The sequence below is a fragment of the Streptomyces sp. STAM6 genome, from assembly GCF_054963715.1.
The window spans coordinates 400313-418800 of record NZ_JBUEFZ010000003.1; the positions used below are offsets into that span (position 1 = coordinate 400313).

Here is an 18488-nt window from a genome sequence, read left to right on the forward strand (position 1 = left end):
CACCGTGACCGTCACTGAACTGGTGTCGTACGAGGACGCCCTCGCCGCCTACGACCCCGTCATGGGGCTCGAGGTGCACGTCGAGCTCGGCACCAAGACCAAGATGTTCTGCGGGTGTTCGACCGAGCTGGGCGCCGAACCCAACGCGCAGACCTGCCCCACCTGCCTCGGCATGCCGGGCTCGCTCCCGGTCGTCAACGCGACCGGCGTCGAGTCCGCCATCAAGATCGGCCTGGCGCTCAACTGCGAGATCGCCGAGTGGTGCCGCTTCGCCCGGAAGAACTACTTCTATCCGGACATGCCGAAGAACTTCCAGACCTCTCAGTACGACGAGCCGATCGCCTTCAACGGCTACCTGGACGTCCAGCTGGAGGACGGCGAGGTCTTCCGCGTGGAGATCGAGCGCGCCCACATGGAGGAGGACACCGGCAAGTCGACGCACGTCGGCGGCGCCACCGGCCGTATCCACGGCGCGTCCCACTCCCTGCTCGACTACAACCGCGCCGGCATCCCGCTGATCGAGATCGTCACCAAGCCGATCACCGGCGCCGGTGACCGCGCTCCCGAGGTCGCCAAGGCGTACGTCGCGGAGCTGCGCGAGCTCATCAAGGCGCTCGGCGTCTCCGAGGCCCGCATGGAGATGGGCCAGATGCGGTGCGACGTGAACCTCTCGCTGATGCCCAGGGGCGCCGAGAAGTTCGGCACCCGCAGCGAGACCAAGAACGTCAACTCGCTGCGCTCGGTCGAGCGGGCCGTGCGGTTCGAGATCAGCCGCCACGCCGGCATCCTCAACGCGGGCGGCTCGGTCGTCCAGGAGACCCGTCACTTCCACGAGGACGACGGCTCCACCACGTCCGGCCGGGTGAAGGAGGAGGCCGAGGACTACCGGTACTTCCCGGAGCCCGACCTCGTGCCCGTCGCCCCGTCCCGCGAGTGGGTCGAGGAGCTGCGCGCCGGGCTGCCCGAGCTGCCGCGCGTGCGCCGCAACCGGCTGCGCGAGGACTGGGGTGTGTCCGAGCTCGACATGCAGTCGATCCTCAACGCGGGCGCGGTCGACCTGATCGTCGCCACGACCGAGGCGGGCGCCCCGGCCGACCAGGCCCGCAAGTGGTGGATGGGCGAGCTGGCGCGCAACGCCAACGAGTCCGGCAAGGCCCTGGACGAGCTGCCGATCACCCCGGCGCAGGTCGCCCGGGTCTCCGAGCTCGTCGCGTCCGGCGACCTCAACGACAAGCTGGCCCGCCAGGTGATCGAGGGTGTCCTCGCGGGCGAGGGCGACCCGGACACCGTCGTCGAGAAGCGCGGCCTGAAGGTCGTCTCGGACGAGGGCGCGCTGGGCGCGGCCGTCGACGAGGCCATCGCAGGCAACGCGGCGATCGCGGACAAGATCCGCGGCGGCAAGGTGGCCGCGGCCGGTGCCCTGGTCGGCGCGGTCATGAAGGCCACGCGCGGCCAGGCGGACGCGGCCCGTGTGCGTGAGCTGATCCTGGAGAGGCTCGGGGTGACCGAGGGCTGACGCCCCCGCCCCCCGCCCGGCCCCCGCATTCCCCCGAGTGCGGGGGCCGGTCTCCTGTGGGGCCACCCGGCGGATCATGCCGGGCTCGCGACGTTCCGAGCCCACCCGATCCCCCGGGCACCCCTCACCCGGTCCCGGTCGTCCGCCGCGTGGTCAGCGCGTGGATATGCCCAGGCCCGGGAGCCACAGTTCGCCGTGGTCATGGGCGCTGACGTCCCAGGCGAACAGGTCCTCCACATCGGCCGCCCCCCGGGCCCGCAGCTCGGCCACGGCCAGCCGGGCCGCCGCGGCCGCACCCTCCCGGGACTCCGGGAAGCAGGCCGTCCAGCGGCCCCGGTCGAGCGTCTGCCAGCCACGGGCCCGCATCTCCTCCTCCGGGGTGCTGTCGTCCCGCTGGGCGCCGAGGCAGACACCGAGGCCCTCCTCGGGGTCGTACGACAGGTCCACGTACAGCGCGCGGTCGCCGCGGGACCGGATGGAGAAGCCCGCCCAGTCGCCCGGGATCTGCACCGGGAGCTGCTCGGCCCAGGCGCCCAGCATCAGCTCCAGCGCCGCCTGGAAGTGCTCCCAGCAGGCGGCGAGCCGGCCGCCGGGCCGGAAGGCGGGCCGCTCGCCCGGGCCGCCCCGGTCCAGCTGCCACACATAGGGCAGCATGTCGAAGTCGTGCGGCTCGCTCGCCGTCCAGGCGCCGCCCCACTCGAACAAGCGGTATTCGTCGTTCTCCCGCTCCTCCGGCACGAGCACCGTGAGTGTCGCCCGGAAGGGGCTGCCGGCCAGCAGCACCAGGCGGTTCTCGTCACGCCAGCGAATGCTGGGGCCGTCCGCCGATCCCCCGTACAGCGTCGGCTCCCCGATCCGCTCCACTATCGCCCCGTACACCGCGCGGAACGCCTCGCGTCGCTCCACCAGCGTCGCCCCCGGCGCGTACTCCACGACCGTGACCGGTGGCCGTCCGAAGTGCTCGTCCGGCGCGTCGTGCAGCTGCTGCGCGAGGTCGGCGGCCTCCGCGGGCGTGGTGATGATCCCCGTGTCGTTCATGTGATCCATCGTGACAGGTACCACTGACAACGCCCGTCCTGGGACGGGGGCCTGACCACCCGTCGGCCGCCACCCCTGATCCGCCGCGGAGCCGGCCGCCACCCCTGATCCGCCGCGGAGCCGGGCGCCCCCCGTGATCCGCCGTGGAGCCGGCCGGCCGCCGCGGTCGCCGCCGGGCCCGCGCCGCGGCCCGCGGGGCCGCCCCGAAGCCTTCGGCCACACCTCCCCTCGGACGGTGTCCTGATCGTCACGCTGAGCGACAGTGGCCGGTCGAGGGTGCTGTTTCCCATTGTGAGTAACCCCACGAAAGGGACAAAGGATCACTAAGGGCTGCCAGAGTGGCTGTATTCAGTTCATGCGTTTCTTTGCGGGTTGTTTCCTGTCAAAGATCCACGAACCCCTCAGGGAGCGAACCCGTTGGCAGCCATCGCCCGGTGGTGCATCAGGCACCGCCTTGTCGCCGTCCTGCTGTGGCTGCTCGCACTCGGCGGCGCGTCGACGGCCGCGGGCCTGGCCGGCTCCGCGTACTCCAACGACTACGACGTCCCCGGCACCGAGTCCGGCCGGGCCGTCGCCCTGCTGGAAAAGGGCTTCCAAGGGCAGGCCGGCGACAGCGACACCATCGTCTGGCACACCGAACGCGGCAGCGTCCGCGCGGCCGCCGTCGAGCAGCGCATGACCCAGATGCTCGACGAAGTCGGGGACCTGCCCGGTGTCGCCTCCGTCACGGGGCCGTACGGCCCCGCCGACGGCACCCGGGGCGAGGGCGGCGGCTCCCAGAACGCCCGCGTCAGTGACGACGGTCGCACCGCGTACGCCACGGTGACCTTCGAGGAGCAGGCCGACGACATCCCGGTGGGACAGGCCCAGGCCGTCGTAGACACGGCCAAGGCCGCCGCCGGGGACGGTGTACGGGTCGAGCTCGGCGGCAGCGCCATCGCGCTCACCGAGGCGCCCGGCGCCCACATCGCCGAGGTCGTCGGCGTGGTCGTGGCCGCGCTCGTGCTGTTCCTGGCCTTCGGATCGCTCGCCGCGAGCATGCTGCCGATCGCCACGGCCCTGGTCGCCGTCGGCACCGCGTACGCCGGCATCACGCTCCTCGGCCACGTCATGACCGTCGCCGACTTCGCCCCCATGCTGGGCATGCTCATCGGCCTCGGCGTCGGCATCGACTACGCGCTGTTCATCGTCACCAGGCACCGCAAGGGCCTCAAGAGCGGGCTTCCCGTCGACGAGGCCGCCCGCAAGGCGGTCGCCACCACCGGCCGGGCCGTCGTCTTCGCCGGAGCCACCGTCTGCATCGCGCTGCTCGGCATGCTGATCCTGAGGCTGAGCTTCCTCAACGGGGTCGCGATCGCCGCGTCGCTCACGGTCGTCCTGACCGTCGCCGCGTCCGTCACCCTGCTCCCGGCGCTGCTGTCCCTCATCGGCAGGCGGGCCCTCTCCCGCGGCGAGCGCCGCCGGCTGGCGGAGCACGGCCCGCAGCCGGAACTGCCCACCGGCTTCGCGCACCGCTGGTCCCGTTTCGTCGAGCGCCACCCCAAGCTGCTGGGCGCCGTCGCCGCCGTCGTCATGGCGGTCCTCGCGCTGCCGACGCTCTCCCTCCATCTCGGCACCTCCGACCAGGGCAACAACCCGGCCACGTCGACCACGCGCCAGGCGTACGACCTCCTGGCCGACGGGTTCGGCCCCGGCGTCAACGGCCCCCTCACCCTCGTCGCGCACCTCGACGGCGCCGACGACCGGCTCGCCCTCAACAACCTCCCCGAGACGCTCGCCGCCACCAAGGGCGTCGAATCGGTCGGCCCCGTGACCTACAGCGGCAGCGGCAACACCGCCGTCCTCACCGTCGTACCGGAATCGGCCCCGCAGTCCCAGGAGACCAGCGCCCTCGTCGACCGGCTGCGCGACGACGTGCTGCCCACCGCGGAGCACGGCACCTCGCTGGACGTGCACGTGGGCGGCGTCACCGCCGGGTACGACGACTTCGCCGAGGTCATCGTCGGCAAGCTCCCCCTCTTCGTGGGCGTCGTCATCGCCCTCGGCTGTCTGCTGCTCCTGCTCGCGTTCCGGTCCGTCGGCATCCCGCTGAAGGCCGCCGCGATGAACGTCGCGGCCGTCGCCTCCGCCTTCGGGGTGGTCGTGGCGATCTTCCAGTGGGGCTGGGGGAGCGAACTGCTCGGCCTCGGCTCGGCGGGCCCGATCGAACCCTTCCTGCCCGTGATAGCCGTTTCCGTGCTCTTCGGGCTGTCCATGGACTACCAGGTCTTCCTGGTCAGCCGTATGTACGAGGAGTGGCTTGAGACGGGGGACAACCGGCGGGCGGTCCGCGTCGGTCTCGCCGAGACCAGCCGGGTCATCAACTCCGCCGCCGTGATCATGATCGCCGTCTTCCTGGCCTTCGTCCTCTCCGGCGACCGGATCATCGCCATGTTCGGCATCGGTCTCGCGGCGGCGGTCGCCCTGGACGCGTTCGTGCTGCGCACCCTGCTCGTGCCCGCCCTGATGCACATGCTCGGCGGCGCCAACTGGTGGCTGCCCCGCTGGCTGGACCGGCTGCTGCCGCGCATCAGTATCGAAACCCCGGAGACCGCCGAGACCCCGCGTGCGAAGATCGTCGGACAGCGCACGAGCGACGAGGGCGAGCTCGTGCAGTAGCCGAACTCGCGCCCCAACGCCGGAAGGGCATGAACCTTGTTCGCGATATCCCTGGGTGACGACGGCGCCGAACTGCGGCCCCTGGAGCCGTGGCAGGCCGAGGAGTACCTGGCCCACATGGACCGGGGCCGCGAGTACATCGGCCGGCACATCGCCTTGGCGGCCGTCGCCAAGGACCTCGCGTCGGCGCGCGCCTTCCTCCAGTCGTACGCCGAGAAGGCCGCCTCCGACACCGGCCGCATCTACGGGATCTGGCTGGACGGCACCCTCGTCGGCGGCGTCCTCTTCCGGACCATGGACGTGGCCGGCGGCAAGGCCGAGGCGGGCTGCTGGCTGGAGCCGGGCGCCGCGGGCCGCGGACTGGTCACCCGCGCGGCCCGCGTCATCATCGACTGGGCGGTGAACGAGCGCGGGATCCACCGCGTCGAATGGCAGGTCTCCTCCGCCAACACGCCCAGCATCAACGTCGCCAAGCGGCTCGGCATGACCAAGGACGGCGTCCTGCGCGAGAACTTCCTCTACGAGGGCGTACGCCAGGACACCGAGATCTGGTCGGTGCTCGCCCACGAGTGGCGCGAACAGCGCGCCGGGAAGCGCTGAGCCACCGACTCCCGCGCAGGGGTGTGCGGATCGCGAGCCGGCGCCGCCGGGGGGACTCAGGCGCCCGTCGGCCGCGCGGGCACGCCCCTAAGGCCCGGCGGCCGCCCGGGCACGCCCCCTAAGGCCCGCGGGCCGCGCCGGGCACGCGCCTAAGGCCCGCGGATCCCGCCGAGGACGCGCCTAAGGCCCGCGGATCCCGCCGAGGACGCGCCTAAGGCCCGCGGATCCCGCCGAGGACGCGCCTAAGGCCCACAGCCCAGGAAGATGCGGCACCCTCCCGATGCGGCGGCATCCCCCCGGAGACGAGAGTGGAGGCATCGCAGCAAGCGATCACCATCTCACCAGGGGAGAACCGATGTTCACCTACGAGCTGCACCGCACCCACCACGCCGAGCTCCTGCGCGAGGCCGACAACGAGCGCCTGGTCAACGTCGCCCGCAAGGCCCGCCGTGCCGCCGCCCGCCGACCCGGCGGCGACGCCCCCGAAAGGGGGTTGAGTACCGGCCGTGACCGTTTCGTCCGGGCCGCCTGACACCCGGCCATGACCGCCGAACCGATCTCGGCCACCCGGCCGTCGGATGCCTGTGCGATGCTCGGCGACGTGGAAACCAGGTCCGTCAGCCCGGTGTTCGTCGGCCGCGCGGCCGAACTGACCGCCCTCACCGAAGCGCTCTCCCGCGCCACCGCGGGAGAGCCGCAGGCGTTGCTCATCGGCGGCGAGGCCGGCGTCGGCAAGACCCGCCTCGTCGAGGAGTTCCGCGACGAGGCGTGCGGGCGCGGCGCCGTGGTCGCCGTGGGCGGCTGCGTCGAGATCGGCGCGGACGGCCTGCCCTTCGCCCCCTTCTCGACCGCCCTGCGCTCCCTGCGCCGCACGCTGCCGGACGAACTGGCCGCCGCCGCCCAGGGCCAGGAGGGCGAACTGGCCCGCATCCTCCCCGAGCTGGGCGACGCCGGCGGCCCCGAGCCGTACAACGAGGACAACATCGCCCGGCTGTTCGAGCTGACCGTCCGGCTCCTGGAGCGCGTCGCCGCCGAACGCACGGTCGTCCTCGTCCTGGAGGACCTGCACTGGGCCGACACCTCCACCCGCCATCTGCTCGCCTACCTCCTGCGCACGCTGCGCCGTGGCCGGCTCGTCGTCGTCGCCACCTACCGCGCGGACGACATCCACCGCCGCCACCCGCTGCGCCCCCTGCTGGCCGAGCTGGACCGGCTGCGCACCGTCCGGCGCATCGAGCTCTCCCGCTTCAACCGCACCGAGGTGCACCGCCAGCTCACCGGCATCCTCGCCGCCGAACCCGCGGCCGACCTGGTCGAGGACATCTTCGAACGCTCCGACGGCAACGCCTTCTTCGTCGAGGAACTCGTCGTCTGCCACGCGGACGGCTGCGCGCCCGGCGGCATGAGCGAGTCCCTGCGCGACCTGCTGCTCGTCCGCGTCGAGCGGCTCTCCGAGGACGCCCAGAAGGTCGCCCGGATCGTCGCCGAGGGCGGCTCCACCGTCGAGTACGACCTCATCGCGGCGGTCGCCGGACTCTCCGAGGACGACCTGATCGAGGCGCTGCGCGCCGCCGTGGGCGCCAACATCCTGCTCGCCGTGCCCGACGGAGACGGCTACCGCTTCCGTCACTCCCTCGTCCGCGAGGCCGTCAGCGACGACCTGCTGCCCGGCGAGCGCTCCCGGCTCAACCGGCGCTTCGCCCAGGCGCTGGAGGCCGACCCCGGCCTCGTCCGCGCCGACGAGCGCAGCACCCGCCTCGCGACCTACTGGTACCACGCGCACGACGCCGCCAAGGCCCTCCCCGTGGTCCTGCGCGCCGCCGTCGAGACGCGCAAGCGCCACGGTTACGCCGAGCAACTGCGGCTGCTGGAACGGGCCATGGAGCTGTGGGACGAGGTACCCGGCGAGGTACGCCGCTCCCTGCGCCCCATCGACTACGCCGAGGTCTACCCGGCCTGCGGCTGCGACCCCGAGACGACCCCGCTGCGCTACCTCGACCTGCTGGCCGAGGCGACCGTCGCGGCCCGCCTGTGCGGCGAGCGCGAACGCGCCCTCAAGATCGCGAAAACCGCCCTGCGGCTGATCGACGCGGGCGAGTCCGACCACGGCGCGTCCGGCACCGAGGGCTGCCACAGCGCCGGGGCGGACCCCCAGCGCGCCGCCTGGTTCTGGGCCGAGCGCTCCCGGCTCGCGTCCAACCTCGGCCGCAGCGACGGCTGGTCCGAGATCGCCACCGCGCAGGAGCTGGTCCGCGGTCTGCCGCCGTCCGCCGTCCACGCCCAGGTCCTCGCCGTCGCGGCCGGCTGGGGCATGCTGCACGCCCCGGGCCACGAGAGCCTGGCCGCCGCCGAACGGGCCGTGGAGTACGCCCGGCTCGTCAAGGCCGAGCAGATCGAACTGAACGCACGACTGACCCTCGGCAGCCTCATGGTCGACTCCGGCGCCATCCGGGCGGGCCTCGCCGAGATGTACGCCGTCCGCGACCGCACCCTGGAGCTGGGCCTCGTCAGCGAGGCGGGCCGGTCCTACGTCAACCTCGCCTCCTGCCTGGAGAGCGTCGGGCGCTCGCGCGAGGCGGTCGACACCGCCGTCGCCGGCACCGCCCACTCCCGCAACAGGGGCCTGCGTGACAACGAGGGCTGGGCCCTCGGCAACCGCATCGAGTCACAGATCTCGCTCGGCCACTGGGACGAGGCGTACGAAGGCGCCCAGGAGCTGCTGCGCATCGCCTACAGTGCCAAGCCCCGCGGCGCCGCCCGCCTCGCCCTGGCCCGGCTGGCCCAGCTACGGGGCGAGCCGGCGACCGCCACCGAGCACGTGACGCTGGCACGGCAGGCGTTCGGCACGCACGACCTGATGCTGCAGACCCACCTGCCCATGACCCAGGTCGACATGGCCGTCGCCGCGGCACAGGGGCGCGTCACCGACGTACGGACCGCTCTCGCCGAAGCGGCGAAGGCGGGCTTCCCGCCGGGCATCCACCGCTACGCCTGGCCGCTGCTGCTCACCGCCGCGACCGCCGAGGCCGACGCGGCCGGGCTGCCCGCCGCGGCGGAGGGACGCGCCGAGGCACTCGACCGGATCCGCTCGCTCGCCAGGGCACTCGCCGCGCCCGTCGCCGTCTGGCAGGCGTACGCCCTGTTCGTCACCGCCGAGGTGGCCCGCGCCGAGGGCAGCGGCAGCGCGGGACGCTGGGCGGAGGTCGCCTGCGCCCTGGGCCCGCTGGAGCGCCCTTACGAGCTGGCCCGCGCCCGGCACCGCTGGGCCGACGCACTGCTCGCGGAGGGCGGCCACCGGGAGGAGGCCGCGGCGCTGCTGCGCGAGGCCCATCCGGTCGCGGTGCACCTGGGCGCCCGGCCGCTGCGGGAGGACCTGGAGCTGCTCGCCGGACGGGCCCGGCTCTCGCTGACCGCCCCGGCCGCCACCCCCGGCCCCGAGGAGGAGGGATTCCGCCTGACCCCCCGGGAACAGGAGGTCCTGCGCCTGGTCGCGGCGGGCCGCACCAACCGGCAGATAGCCGAGGAACTCTTCATCTCCCCGAAGACGGCGAGTGTGCACGTCTCCAACATCCTTGCCAAGCTCGGCGTCTCGGGCCGTGGCGAGGCGGCCGCGATGGCCCACCGCCGCCGGCTGCTCCCCGAGGCGCTGGCCTGACCGGGGCCGCGGACTCCAGGAAGCGTCGGGCGCCGTCAGCCGCCGTCAGCCGCCGTCAGCCGCCGTCAGCGCCGTCCGACGGCCCGTCGCCGGCCGGACCGCCGTCCGCCGGTCCGGCCGCGTCGCCGCCGGACAAGGAGCCGAGCCGTATCGTCACCTTGCCCGAGGTGAGGTCTATCGGGCCCCGCGCCGGATCGTTGTCGCCGGCGTCCTCCCTGGTCAGCTCCAGGCGCCGGCGCTCGTCGTCGGTGTGCTTGCGGCCGGGCGCGAAGAACTCGTCCATCAGGTTGAACACTGGCCGCAGCCCCTCACTTCACCTCCAGCCGGAGGATCTTGTCGTCGCCGGGCTCGGGTGTGCCCCGGGTGTCCGTCTCACTGGTGACGAGCCAGAGCTTGTCGCCACCCGCCGCCAGCACCGTGCGCAGGCGGCCGTGTGTCTCCTCCAGGAACGGCTGGGGAGCCGCGGAAGGTTCCGCCCCGGCGAGCGGAATGCGCCAGAGCCGTTCGCCCCGCAGGCCCGCCATCCAGATCGACCCCTGGGCGTACGCGATGCCGCTCGGTGAGGCGTCCGCGGTCTTCCACTGGGCCACCGGATCGACGAAACCGGCCCTGCCGCCCTTGCCCTCCACCTCCGGCCAGCCGTAGTTCTTGCCGGCCTCCACCAGATTCAGCTCGTCCCAGGTGTTCTGCCCGAACTCGGCCGCCCACAGCCGCTTCTCGGAGTCCCAGGCCAGGCCCTGCACGTTGCGGTGGCCGTAGCTGTACACCACGGAGTCCGCGGAGGGGTTGCCGTGCACGGGCTGCCCGTCCGGCGTCATCCGCAGGATCTTCCCGCCCAGGGACTCCTTGTCCTGTGCCAGCCCGGTCTCACCGGTCTCGCCCGTGCCCGCGTACAGCATCTTGTCCGGGCCGAACGCGATGCGCCCGCCGTTGTGGACAGAGCCCTTGGGGATCCCGCGCAGGATCGTGTCGGGCGCCCCCAGCTGCTGCCCGGCCGGTTTCCCCTCGTCGTACAGCATGCGGGCGATGCGGTTGTCCGACTCGGTGGTGAAGTAGGCGTACACCAGGTGGTCCGAGGCGTACGACGGCGGGATCGCGAGCCCCAGCAGCCCTCCCTCGCCGCCCGGCGCCACTCCCGGCACCGAGCCGATCACGGTCTGCTTGCCGCTCTCGGCGTCGACCCGGGTGATCGTTCCCTCGTCGCGCGAGGAGACGAGCAGGTCCCCGTCGGGCAGCGCGGCCGCACCCCACGGCGACTTCAGCCCCTCGGCGAGGGTGCCGACCACCTTCACCGACCCCTTCGCCGGCGGCCCGGAGGGAGAGGGCGCGGCGGACGTGGGCGACCCCGACGGGGGCCGCGGCGACGCCGCGCTCGTGCCCTGGGCGGGCGGTGCGCCCCCGTCGGAGGAGCACCCGGCCGCGAACACCAGCGCGGCAGCGGCCAACACGGCCGTCACAGCAGGACGTTGCACAGTTCTGATCCCTTCGAGCACGGCGGTGCGAGCTGCGTTACCACCCTTGATACACCGCCCGGCCCGATCGCGGTCCGCCCCCCGGAAGAAGATCCACACCCCCCCGGGCCTCCGCTCGCGCGACCGCCCGTGTCCCGCCGCGTCTCCGCTCGCGCCCGCCTGCCTGGCCGCCCGTGTCCCGCCGCGTCTCCGCTCGCGCGCTCGCCCGCATGGCCGCCCGCGTCCCGCCCCCTCCCCCCCCCCGTCTCCGCGAGGCCAGGAACCGGCCGCCCCGGATCAGTCCCACGACCCCCGCGCCGGAGGCAGCGCGGCTATCTCCGCCAGGTCCCCGGGCGTCAGGGTCAGCTCCGCCGCACGGGCGTTCTCCACCGCCCACCGCGCGTGCTTGGTGCCCGGCACCGGCACCACGTGCCGGCCGCGGCTCAGGGCCCAGGCCAGCGCCACCTGCGCGGGAGTGACCCCGGCCGCGACACCGCCGTGCCGTTCGGCCACCCGCCGCAGCCCCGCGACCACGGGCTGGTTCGCCGCCATCATCTCGGCGGTGAACCGGGGGTGCCGGGCCCGCAGGTCCTCCGGCTCGAAACCGCCCCCCGGCGTCAGCGTCCCGGTGAGGAAGCCGTTGCCCAGGGGCATCGCCGCCATGAAGCCCACGCCCCGCGACTCGCACCACGGCAGCAGCCGGGCCAGCGCCTCCGGCGACCACACCGACAGCTCCGCCTGTACCGCGCTCACCGGGAAGACCTGCTGCACCCGCTCCAGCTGACGGATCGTTCCTTCGTACAGATCGGGCCCCCGCCGCCGGGGATCGGCGCCCACCCGGCGCGACACCCGCGCCCCCATCGCGCACAGCCCGAGGGCCCGCACCTTGCCCGCGGTCACCAGCTCCGCCATCGCGCCCCAGGTCTCCTCGACCGGCACCTCGGGGTCGGCGCGGTGCAGCTGATACAGGTCGATCACATCGGTCTGCAGCCGCCGCAGCGACGCGTCGCACGCCCGCCGCACATAGCCCGGCCGCCCGTTCGCGACGATGTGCTGCTCCCCGACCAGCAGCCCGCACTTGGTCGACACGAACGCGTCCGCGCGCCGCTCCCTGAGCACCCGCCCCAGCAGCAGCTCGTTGGTGAACGGCCCGTACATGTCGGCCGTGTCGAGCAGGGTGACACCGGCGTCGAGCGCCGCGTGCACGGCGCGCAGGGAACGGTCCCCGCGCTGCTGGGAAGCGCTGTAGGCCCAGCTCATCGGCATACAGCCGAGGCCGATCGCACCCACCTCGAGCGCCGTCGCCCCGATCGTCCTGCGCTCCAAGTCCCCGTACCCCTCCCTGTGCCGCTCCCCAAAACTAACCAATGAGTTCCGGCCGCCTTCGCATAGCCTCCTGACCATGACCGCTGATGTATGGCTCCCGCTCCCCGCCGACGAGATCGAGGGGCTCCCGGACCCCGCCGATGCGGGCCTGACCTACCGTTTCTGGAACGGCGGCCCGGACTTCCCGGCCGATCCCGCGGACTGCGCCTTCTACGTCGTCCCGTACCTGAAGCCCTCGGAGACCGCGATACGCCCGCTGGCGGCGATGACCTCCGTGCGGGTCGTCCAGACCCTCTCCGCCGGCATCGACCACGTGACACCGGGGCTCGGTGACCTGCCGCCCGGTGTGCGGCTGTGCAACGCCAAGGGCGTGCACGAGGCCAGCACCGCCGAGCTCACGCTCGCCCTGATCCTCGCCTCGCTGCGCGGCATCCCCCACTTCGTACGCGGCCAGGACAAGGGGGAGTGGCGGACCGGTTTCTACCCCGCGCTCGCCGACAAGTCCGTCCTCATCGTCGGGTACGGCTCGATCGGCGCGGCCATCGAGGACCGGCTCACTCCGTTCGAATGCGCCCGGATCGAGCGCGTCGCGCGCTCCGCGCGCACCACCGAGCGCGGTCCGGTGCACGCCCTGAGTCACCTTCCCGAGCTCCTCCCGCAGGCCGACGTCGTGGTCCTGTCGACGCCCCTCACCCCCGACACCCATCACCTCGCCGACGCCGAGTTCCTCGCCCGGATGAAGGACGGCGCCCTGCTGGTGAACGTCGCGCGCGGGCCCGTCGTCGACACCAAGGCGCTCCTCGCCGAGGCCGAAAGCGGCCGGATCACGGCCGCCCTGGACGTCACCGACCCCGAGCCGCTGCCGGCCGGACATCCGCTCTGGCACGCCCCCGGTGTGCTGATCAGCCCCCATGTCGGCGGCCCCACGTCGGCGTTCATGCCCCGCGCCAAGCGGCTCATCGCCGGCCAGCTCACCCGCTTCGCCGAGGGGGCGCCGATGCGGAACGTGGTACTCACCACCGGGTAGCCACGCTACGGAGTGGTATGCCTGCACTGTGTGCCCATTAGACCGATGATCGTTACGGAGCGTAGATCACCCCTGTCCCTGAGTGACGATCCTGGTGTATCGTCCCGACCTGGGGGACGCGTCGAGCACGGGACGGCGCCGGGGAGCGACGTGATTGCCGATCAGAATCCGAGGGGGGCGACGGGCGATGCACGGTCGATGGAGCAACGATCCGACGCGGCGGGGCAATCGGCCGCGATCCTCGAGCGCGATCCGGCGGAAACCGTGGCGCCCGGCCCGTCCGGGCACGGTCGCCGGGGAGTTCCGATGACCGCCCCCGGCATGGTCATCGAGAGGCGGCCCGTCCCCGGCGACGGCGCGGGCCGGAAACCCTCAGGCGGCGGGCGTGGACTGCTCTGGCAGTTCCTCCTCGCCCTCGTCTGCGGAGGTTATGCCGCCGGAGCAGCCGTCGGCTGGGGATCACAGGAACTGGCAACGATCATGGGTGACTTCGGCCTCAGCGTCGCAGCCCTGATCGCCGCTGTCTCGTGCTTCCTCTACGCACGGGCGCGCGGCAGCCGCTTCCGGCCCGCCTGGCTGCTCTTCGCCTTCTCCTCCATGATGGCGGCCGCCGGGAACACCGTCTGGGGCTGGTACGAGGTCGTCCTCGACCAAGAGGTGCCGAGCCCCTCCATCGCCGATCTGTTCTTCCTGCTCTTCGCGCCGCCCGCCATCGTCGGGCTGCTGGTCCTCGCCAAGCGGCCGGTGACCCGGGCCGGCTGGGTCTGCCTCGCGCTGGACTCCTGGCTCATCGGCGGCTCCCTGCTCACGCTCTCCTGGAGCCTCGCCCTCGCGCACACCACGCGGTTCGAGGGCGAGAGCGTCGCCCGGGCCGCGCTGTCGCTGGCGTACCCGCTGCTCGACATCGTGCTCGTCAGCATGGTGCTGGCGCTGCACTTCCGGCGCTCGCACGCCAATCGCTCGGCCGTGCACACCGCCATCGCCGCCCTCGCGCTGACCGTGCTGTGCGACGCCCTGTTCACCTCACCGCTGCTGCGCGAGAACTACCGCTCGGGACAGCTGCTCGACGCCGGCTGGTTCGCCGGCTCGCTGCTCCTCGCCTACGCGCCGTGGGGGGTGCGCCGCATGGCCGAAGCCGCCACGCCGCCGCGCGGGATCCGCCACCCCAGCCGCCCCATCGCCGGCTCACTCGCCGCGCTCACGCCGTACCTCGCCGCCGCCGTGTGCACCCTGGGCATCCTCTACAACGTCATCGAGGGCCGCCGGGTGGACAGGGTGGTGGTGTTCACCGGCTGCACGGTCGTGCTGGCCCTGGTCGTCCGCCAGGGCATCATGCTCCTCGACAACATCGCCCTCACCCACGAACTGGCCCAGAAAGAGAACCACTTCAGGTCCCTGGTGCAGGGCTCCAGCGACGTCATCATGATCGCCGCGCCCACCGGCGTCCTGCGGTACGTCAGCCCGGCGGCCTCCGGCGTGTACGGGCGGGAGGCCGACGAACTCATCGGCTCCGAGCTGGCCTCCCTGATCCACCCCGAGGACCTCGGCGGCGTGGTCCACGAGGTGCGGCGGTTTCTGGCCGCTCCTCCGTCGGAGGAGCCGACGACCCGAATCGAGTGCCGCTTCCGGTCCGGTACCGGCGAATGGCTGAACGTCGAGTCCACCGTCAACCGCCACCAGGGCGGCCTGATCTTCAACAGCCGGGACGTCACCGAGCGGGTCCGCCTCCAGGCCCAGCTGCAGCACAACGCGGAGCACGACCCGCTCACCGATCTGCCCAACCGCGCCCTGTTCACCAAGCGGGTCCGCCAGGCGCTCAGCGGGCGCCGGGCCGGGGACTCCGGCACGGCCGTGCTCTTCATCGACCTCGACGGCTTCAAGGGCGTCAACGACCGGCTCGGCCACCAGGCCGGCGACGAGCTGCTGATCCAGGCCGCCCGGCGGCTCCAGGAGTCCGTCCGGGCCGGGGACACCGCCGCCCGGCTCGGTGGCGACGAGTTCGCCGCGCTGATCCTCGGCGACGGCAGCCGGGACGCCTCCGCCCGCGAGCCGCAGATACAGGAGATCGCCGACCGCCTCCGGCTCACGCTCTCCCAGCCGTACCGCGTCGAGGGCCAGGAGGTCCGGGTCGCCGCCTCCATCGGAGTCGCCTTCGCGGAGCCCGGCATCAGCGCGGGGGACCTCCTGCGCAACGCCGACCTCGCCATGTACCGCGCCAAGGCCGGCGGCAAGAACCGGGTCGAGCTCTACGCCCCCCAGATGCAGGCCGAGGTCGTACGGAAGACGGAGCGGGCCACCCGGCTCCGCACCGCGCTCCAGGACGGCGAGTTCGCACTGCTCCACCAGCCCGTGGTGAACCTCGCCACCGGCCGGATCGCTGCCGTGGCCGCCCAGGCGCGCTGGCGCTCGGCCCAGGGCATCCTCTTCACCCCGGCCGAGTTCCTGCGGGGCGCGGAGGACGGTGAGCGCGCGGCGGACCTCGGCCGCCGGCTCCTGGAGGAAGCGGTCGAGCAGGCCGCCGAGCGCAGCAGACTCGGCCACCAGGCCCCCGTCACCATCCGGCTCCCCGCCCGCCGGCTGCTCGACAAGTCCATGCCCCTCAGTACCGTCGAAGCCCTGCTGACCAGGCACGAGCTGCCCTCGGGTGCCCTGATCATCGAGCTGGCCGACAGTGACCCTCGTATCTCGTTCGACGAGCTGGAACAGCGCCTGGTGGCCCTGCGGCGGCTCGGCGTTCGTATCGCTCTGGACGGTTTCGGCAGCGGATATGCCGCGATCAACGCGCTGCGACGGCTTCCCGTGGACATACTGAAACTGGACAGAGGTCTGGTCGAAGGTGTGGTCGAGTCCGCCCGGCTGCACAAGATCACCAGCGGGCTGCTCCGTATCGCCTGCGACCTCGGCATGCAGTCGGTGGCCGACGGCGTCGACGTGCCGGAGCAGGTGCTGGCGCTGCGCGCGATGGGATGCACGCATGGTCAGGGGATGGCCTTCTCGGGACCCCTCGACGAGTACCGGCTGCGCCGGTCCCTGGTCAGGGGTGAGTTCCCCGTGCCCGGAGGGGTCGCGCTGCCCGTCCTCAGCGGTGGGACGCTTCCCTCGATGCGCTCACATAATGAGACTCGCGTCCCACCCACTTGACACTGGTGGTGCGCCGGGGGGAGGGTCATTGCCATGCGCACCCGAATTCTCGTACTTGGAAAGCGCGTCGGCTGAGCACGGCTGCATGACGGCCCTGCAGACCCACACCGGCGCGCTCCCCTCGCTTGCCTCACGGCACGAGGGGTTTTTTGTTGCACTGGCACCTGCCAAACCCGCTAAACCCTCGCGAAAACCCTCAGCTTCGAGAAGAGAATGCCGATGACCGAGCAGGCCACCGGGGCCCACCATCCGCAGCCGCGGGCCCGTACCGGCGGACAGTCTTCCGCCACCGTTGAGCACGTCACGGGTGCGCAGTCCCTCATCCGCTCTCTCGAGGAAGTCGGGGCCGAGACGGTATTCGGCATTCCCGGCGGCGCGATCCTCCCCGCCTACGACCCGATGATGGACTCCACCAAGGTCCGCCACGTCCTGGTCCGTCACGAGCAGGGCGCCGGCCACGCCGCGACCGGTTACGCGCAGGCCACCGGCAAGGTCGGCGTCTGCATGGCCACCTCCGGCCCGGGCGCCACCAACCTGGTCACGCCGATCGCCGACGCGCACATGGACTCCGTCCCGCTGGTCGCCATCACCGGGCAGGTCTCCTCCAAGGCGATCGGTACGGACGCCTTCCAGGAGGCGGACATCTGCGGCATCACCATGCCGATCACCAAGCACAACTTCCTGGTCACCAACGCCGACGACATCCCGCGGACGATCGCCGAGGCGTTCCACATCGCCTCCACCGGCCGCCCCGGCCCGGTCCTGGTCGACATCTCCAAGGACGCCCTGCAGGCCAAGACCACGTTCAGCTGGCCGCCGCAGCAGGACCTGCCCGGCTACCGGCCGGTGACCAAGCCGCACGCCAAGCAGATCCGTGAGGCCGCCAAGCTGATCACGCAGGCCAAGCGGCCCGTGCTGTACGTCGGCGGCGGCGTCCTGAAGGCCGGCGCCACCGCCGAGCTGAAGGTCCTCGCCGAGCTGACCCAGGCGCCGGTGACGACGACGCTGATGGCGCTCGGCGCGTTCCCCGACAGCCACCCGCTGCACGTCGGCATGCCCGGCATGCACGGCAGTGTCACCGCCGTCACCGCCCTGCAGAAGGCCGACCTGATCGTCGCCCTCGGCGCCCGCTTCGACGACCGCGTCACCGGCAAGCTCGACAGCTTCGCCCCGTTCGCCAAGATCGTCCACGCGGACATCGACCCGGCCGAGATCGGCAAGAACCGCGCCGCCGACGTGCCGATCGTCGGTGACGCCCGCGAGGTCATCGCCGACCTGGTCCAGGCCGTCCAGGCCGAGCACACCGACGGCAACGCCGGTGACTACACCGCCTGGTGGAAGGACCTCAACCGCTGGCGCGAGACCTACCCGCTGGGCTACGACCAGCCGGAGGACGGCAGCCTCTCGCCGCAGCAGGTCATCCAGCGCATCGGCCAGCTGGCCCCCGAGGGCACCATCTACGCCGCGGGCGTCGGCCAGCACCAGATGTGGGCCGCCCACTTCATCGACTACGAGAAGCCGGCCACCTGGCTGAACTCCGGTGGCGCCGGGACGATGGGATACGCCGTGCCCGCCGCCATGGGCGCCAAGGCGGGCATGCCGGACCGCACGGTCTGGGCGATCGACGGCGACGGCTGCTTCCAGATGACCAACCAGGAACTGGTCACCTGCGCGCTGAACAACATCCCCATCAAGGTCGCCATCATCAACAACGGCGCGCTCGGGATGGTCCGCCAGTGGCAGACCCTCTTCTACAACCAGCGCTACTCCAACACCGTCCTGCACTCCGGCCCGGACGCGGACGGCAAGCAGCCCAGCGCGGGCACCCGGGTCCCGGACTTCGTCAAGCTGTCCGAGGCCATGGGCTGCGTCGCGATCCGCTGCGAGCACCCGGATGACCTGGACAAGGTCATCCAGGAGGCGAACGCCATCAACGACCGCCCCGTGGTCATCGACTTCATCGTCCACGAGGACGCCCAGGTGTGGCCCATGGTCGCCGCCGGCACCTCCAACGACGAGGTCATGGCCGCCCGCGGCGTCCGCCCCGACTTCGGCGACAACGAAGACGACTGAGAG

At 72.5% G+C, this 18488-nt stretch carries 12 protein-coding genes; 8 read left to right on the forward strand and 4 right to left on the reverse strand.

All coding sequences use genetic code 11. The annotated features are described in order from the left end of the window. Positions 1-4: 4 nt before the first annotated feature. Positions 5-1516 carry an Asp-tRNA(Asn)/Glu-tRNA(Gln) amidotransferase subunit GatB gene (gene gatB, locus ACY34K_RS06550; RefSeq protein ID WP_462744666.1) on the forward strand — a complete coding sequence of 504 codons (1512 nt, stop codon included), beginning with the start codon at positions 5-7 and terminating at the stop codon, positions 1514-1516. A gap of 153 nt (positions 1517-1669) precedes the next feature. On the opposite strand, the gene ACY34K_RS06555 is transcribed toward gatB, so the two are convergent. After that, the gene (locus ACY34K_RS06555) at positions 1670-2554 is read right to left on the reverse strand and encodes a hypothetical protein (RefSeq protein ID WP_462744668.1); all 885 of its coding nucleotides are present in this window, start codon (positions 2552-2554) and stop codon (positions 1670-1672) included. Between the two features lie 417 nt (positions 2555-2971). On the opposite strand from ACY34K_RS06555, the gene ACY34K_RS06560 reads away from it, so the two are divergent. From ACY34K_RS06560 to ACY34K_RS06575, 4 genes are all read left to right on the forward strand, one after another. After that, positions 2972-5212: an MMPL family transporter gene (locus ACY34K_RS06560; protein ID WP_462744670.1), complete on the forward strand. Its 2241-nt coding sequence runs from the start codon at positions 2972-2974 to the stop codon at positions 5210-5212. A gap of 36 nt (positions 5213-5248) precedes the next feature. Then, entirely contained in the window at positions 5249-5812 is a 564-nt protein-coding gene (locus tag ACY34K_RS06565; protein ID WP_462744672.1) for a GNAT family N-acetyltransferase, read from the forward strand. 355 nt (positions 5813-6167) lie between these two features. Next, complete coding sequence (locus ACY34K_RS06570; RefSeq protein WP_462744674.1) at positions 6168-6344, forward strand: hypothetical protein; 177 nt, start codon at positions 6168-6170, stop codon at positions 6342-6344. A gap of 57 nt (positions 6345-6401) precedes the next feature. Then, positions 6402-9467 carry a helix-turn-helix transcriptional regulator gene (locus ACY34K_RS06575; RefSeq protein ID WP_462744804.1) on the forward strand — a complete coding sequence of 1022 codons (3066 nt, stop codon included), beginning with the start codon at positions 6402-6404 and terminating at the stop codon, positions 9465-9467. A gap of 55 nt (positions 9468-9522) precedes the next feature. Here the strand turns inward: ACY34K_RS06575 and ACY34K_RS06580 are convergent, their stop codons facing one another. The 3 genes from ACY34K_RS06580 to ACY34K_RS06590 all read right to left on the reverse strand — a co-directional run bounded on the left by ACY34K_RS06580 (position 9523) and on the right by ACY34K_RS06590 (position 12244). Next, the gene (locus ACY34K_RS06580; protein ID WP_462744676.1) at positions 9523-9762 is read right to left on the reverse strand and encodes a DUF6191 domain-containing protein; all 240 of its coding nucleotides are present in this window, start codon (positions 9760-9762) and stop codon (positions 9523-9525) included. Between the two features lie 13 nt (positions 9763-9775). Continuing rightward, positions 9776-10924 (reverse strand): PQQ-dependent sugar dehydrogenase, encoded by a 1149-nt coding sequence (locus tag ACY34K_RS06585; RefSeq protein ID WP_462744678.1) that lies wholly within the window; start codon positions 10922-10924, stop codon positions 9776-9778. A gap of 291 nt (positions 10925-11215) precedes the next feature. After that, complete coding sequence (locus ACY34K_RS06590) at positions 11216-12244, reverse strand: aldo/keto reductase (RefSeq protein ID WP_462744680.1); 1029 nt, start codon at positions 12242-12244, stop codon at positions 11216-11218. A 76-nt stretch (positions 12245-12320) separates the two neighbouring features. Between ACY34K_RS06590 and ACY34K_RS06595 the strand changes: the two genes are divergently transcribed. From ACY34K_RS06595 to ACY34K_RS06605, 3 genes are all read left to right on the forward strand, one after another. Further along, positions 12321-13271 (forward strand): 2-hydroxyacid dehydrogenase, encoded by a 951-nt coding sequence (locus ACY34K_RS06595; protein ID WP_462744682.1) that lies wholly within the window; start codon positions 12321-12323, stop codon positions 13269-13271. Positions 13272-13577: 306 nt separating this feature from the next. After that, positions 13578-16412 (forward strand): putative bifunctional diguanylate cyclase/phosphodiesterase, encoded by a 2835-nt coding sequence (locus ACY34K_RS06600; protein WP_462744684.1) that lies wholly within the window; start codon positions 13578-13580, stop codon positions 16410-16412. Positions 16413-16625: 213 nt separating this feature from the next. Then, on the forward strand, positions 16626-18485 hold the full coding sequence (locus ACY34K_RS06605) for an acetolactate synthase large subunit (RefSeq protein WP_462744686.1): 1860 nt from the start codon (positions 16626-16628) through the stop codon (positions 18483-18485). Positions 18486-18488: the final 3 nt, after the last annotated feature.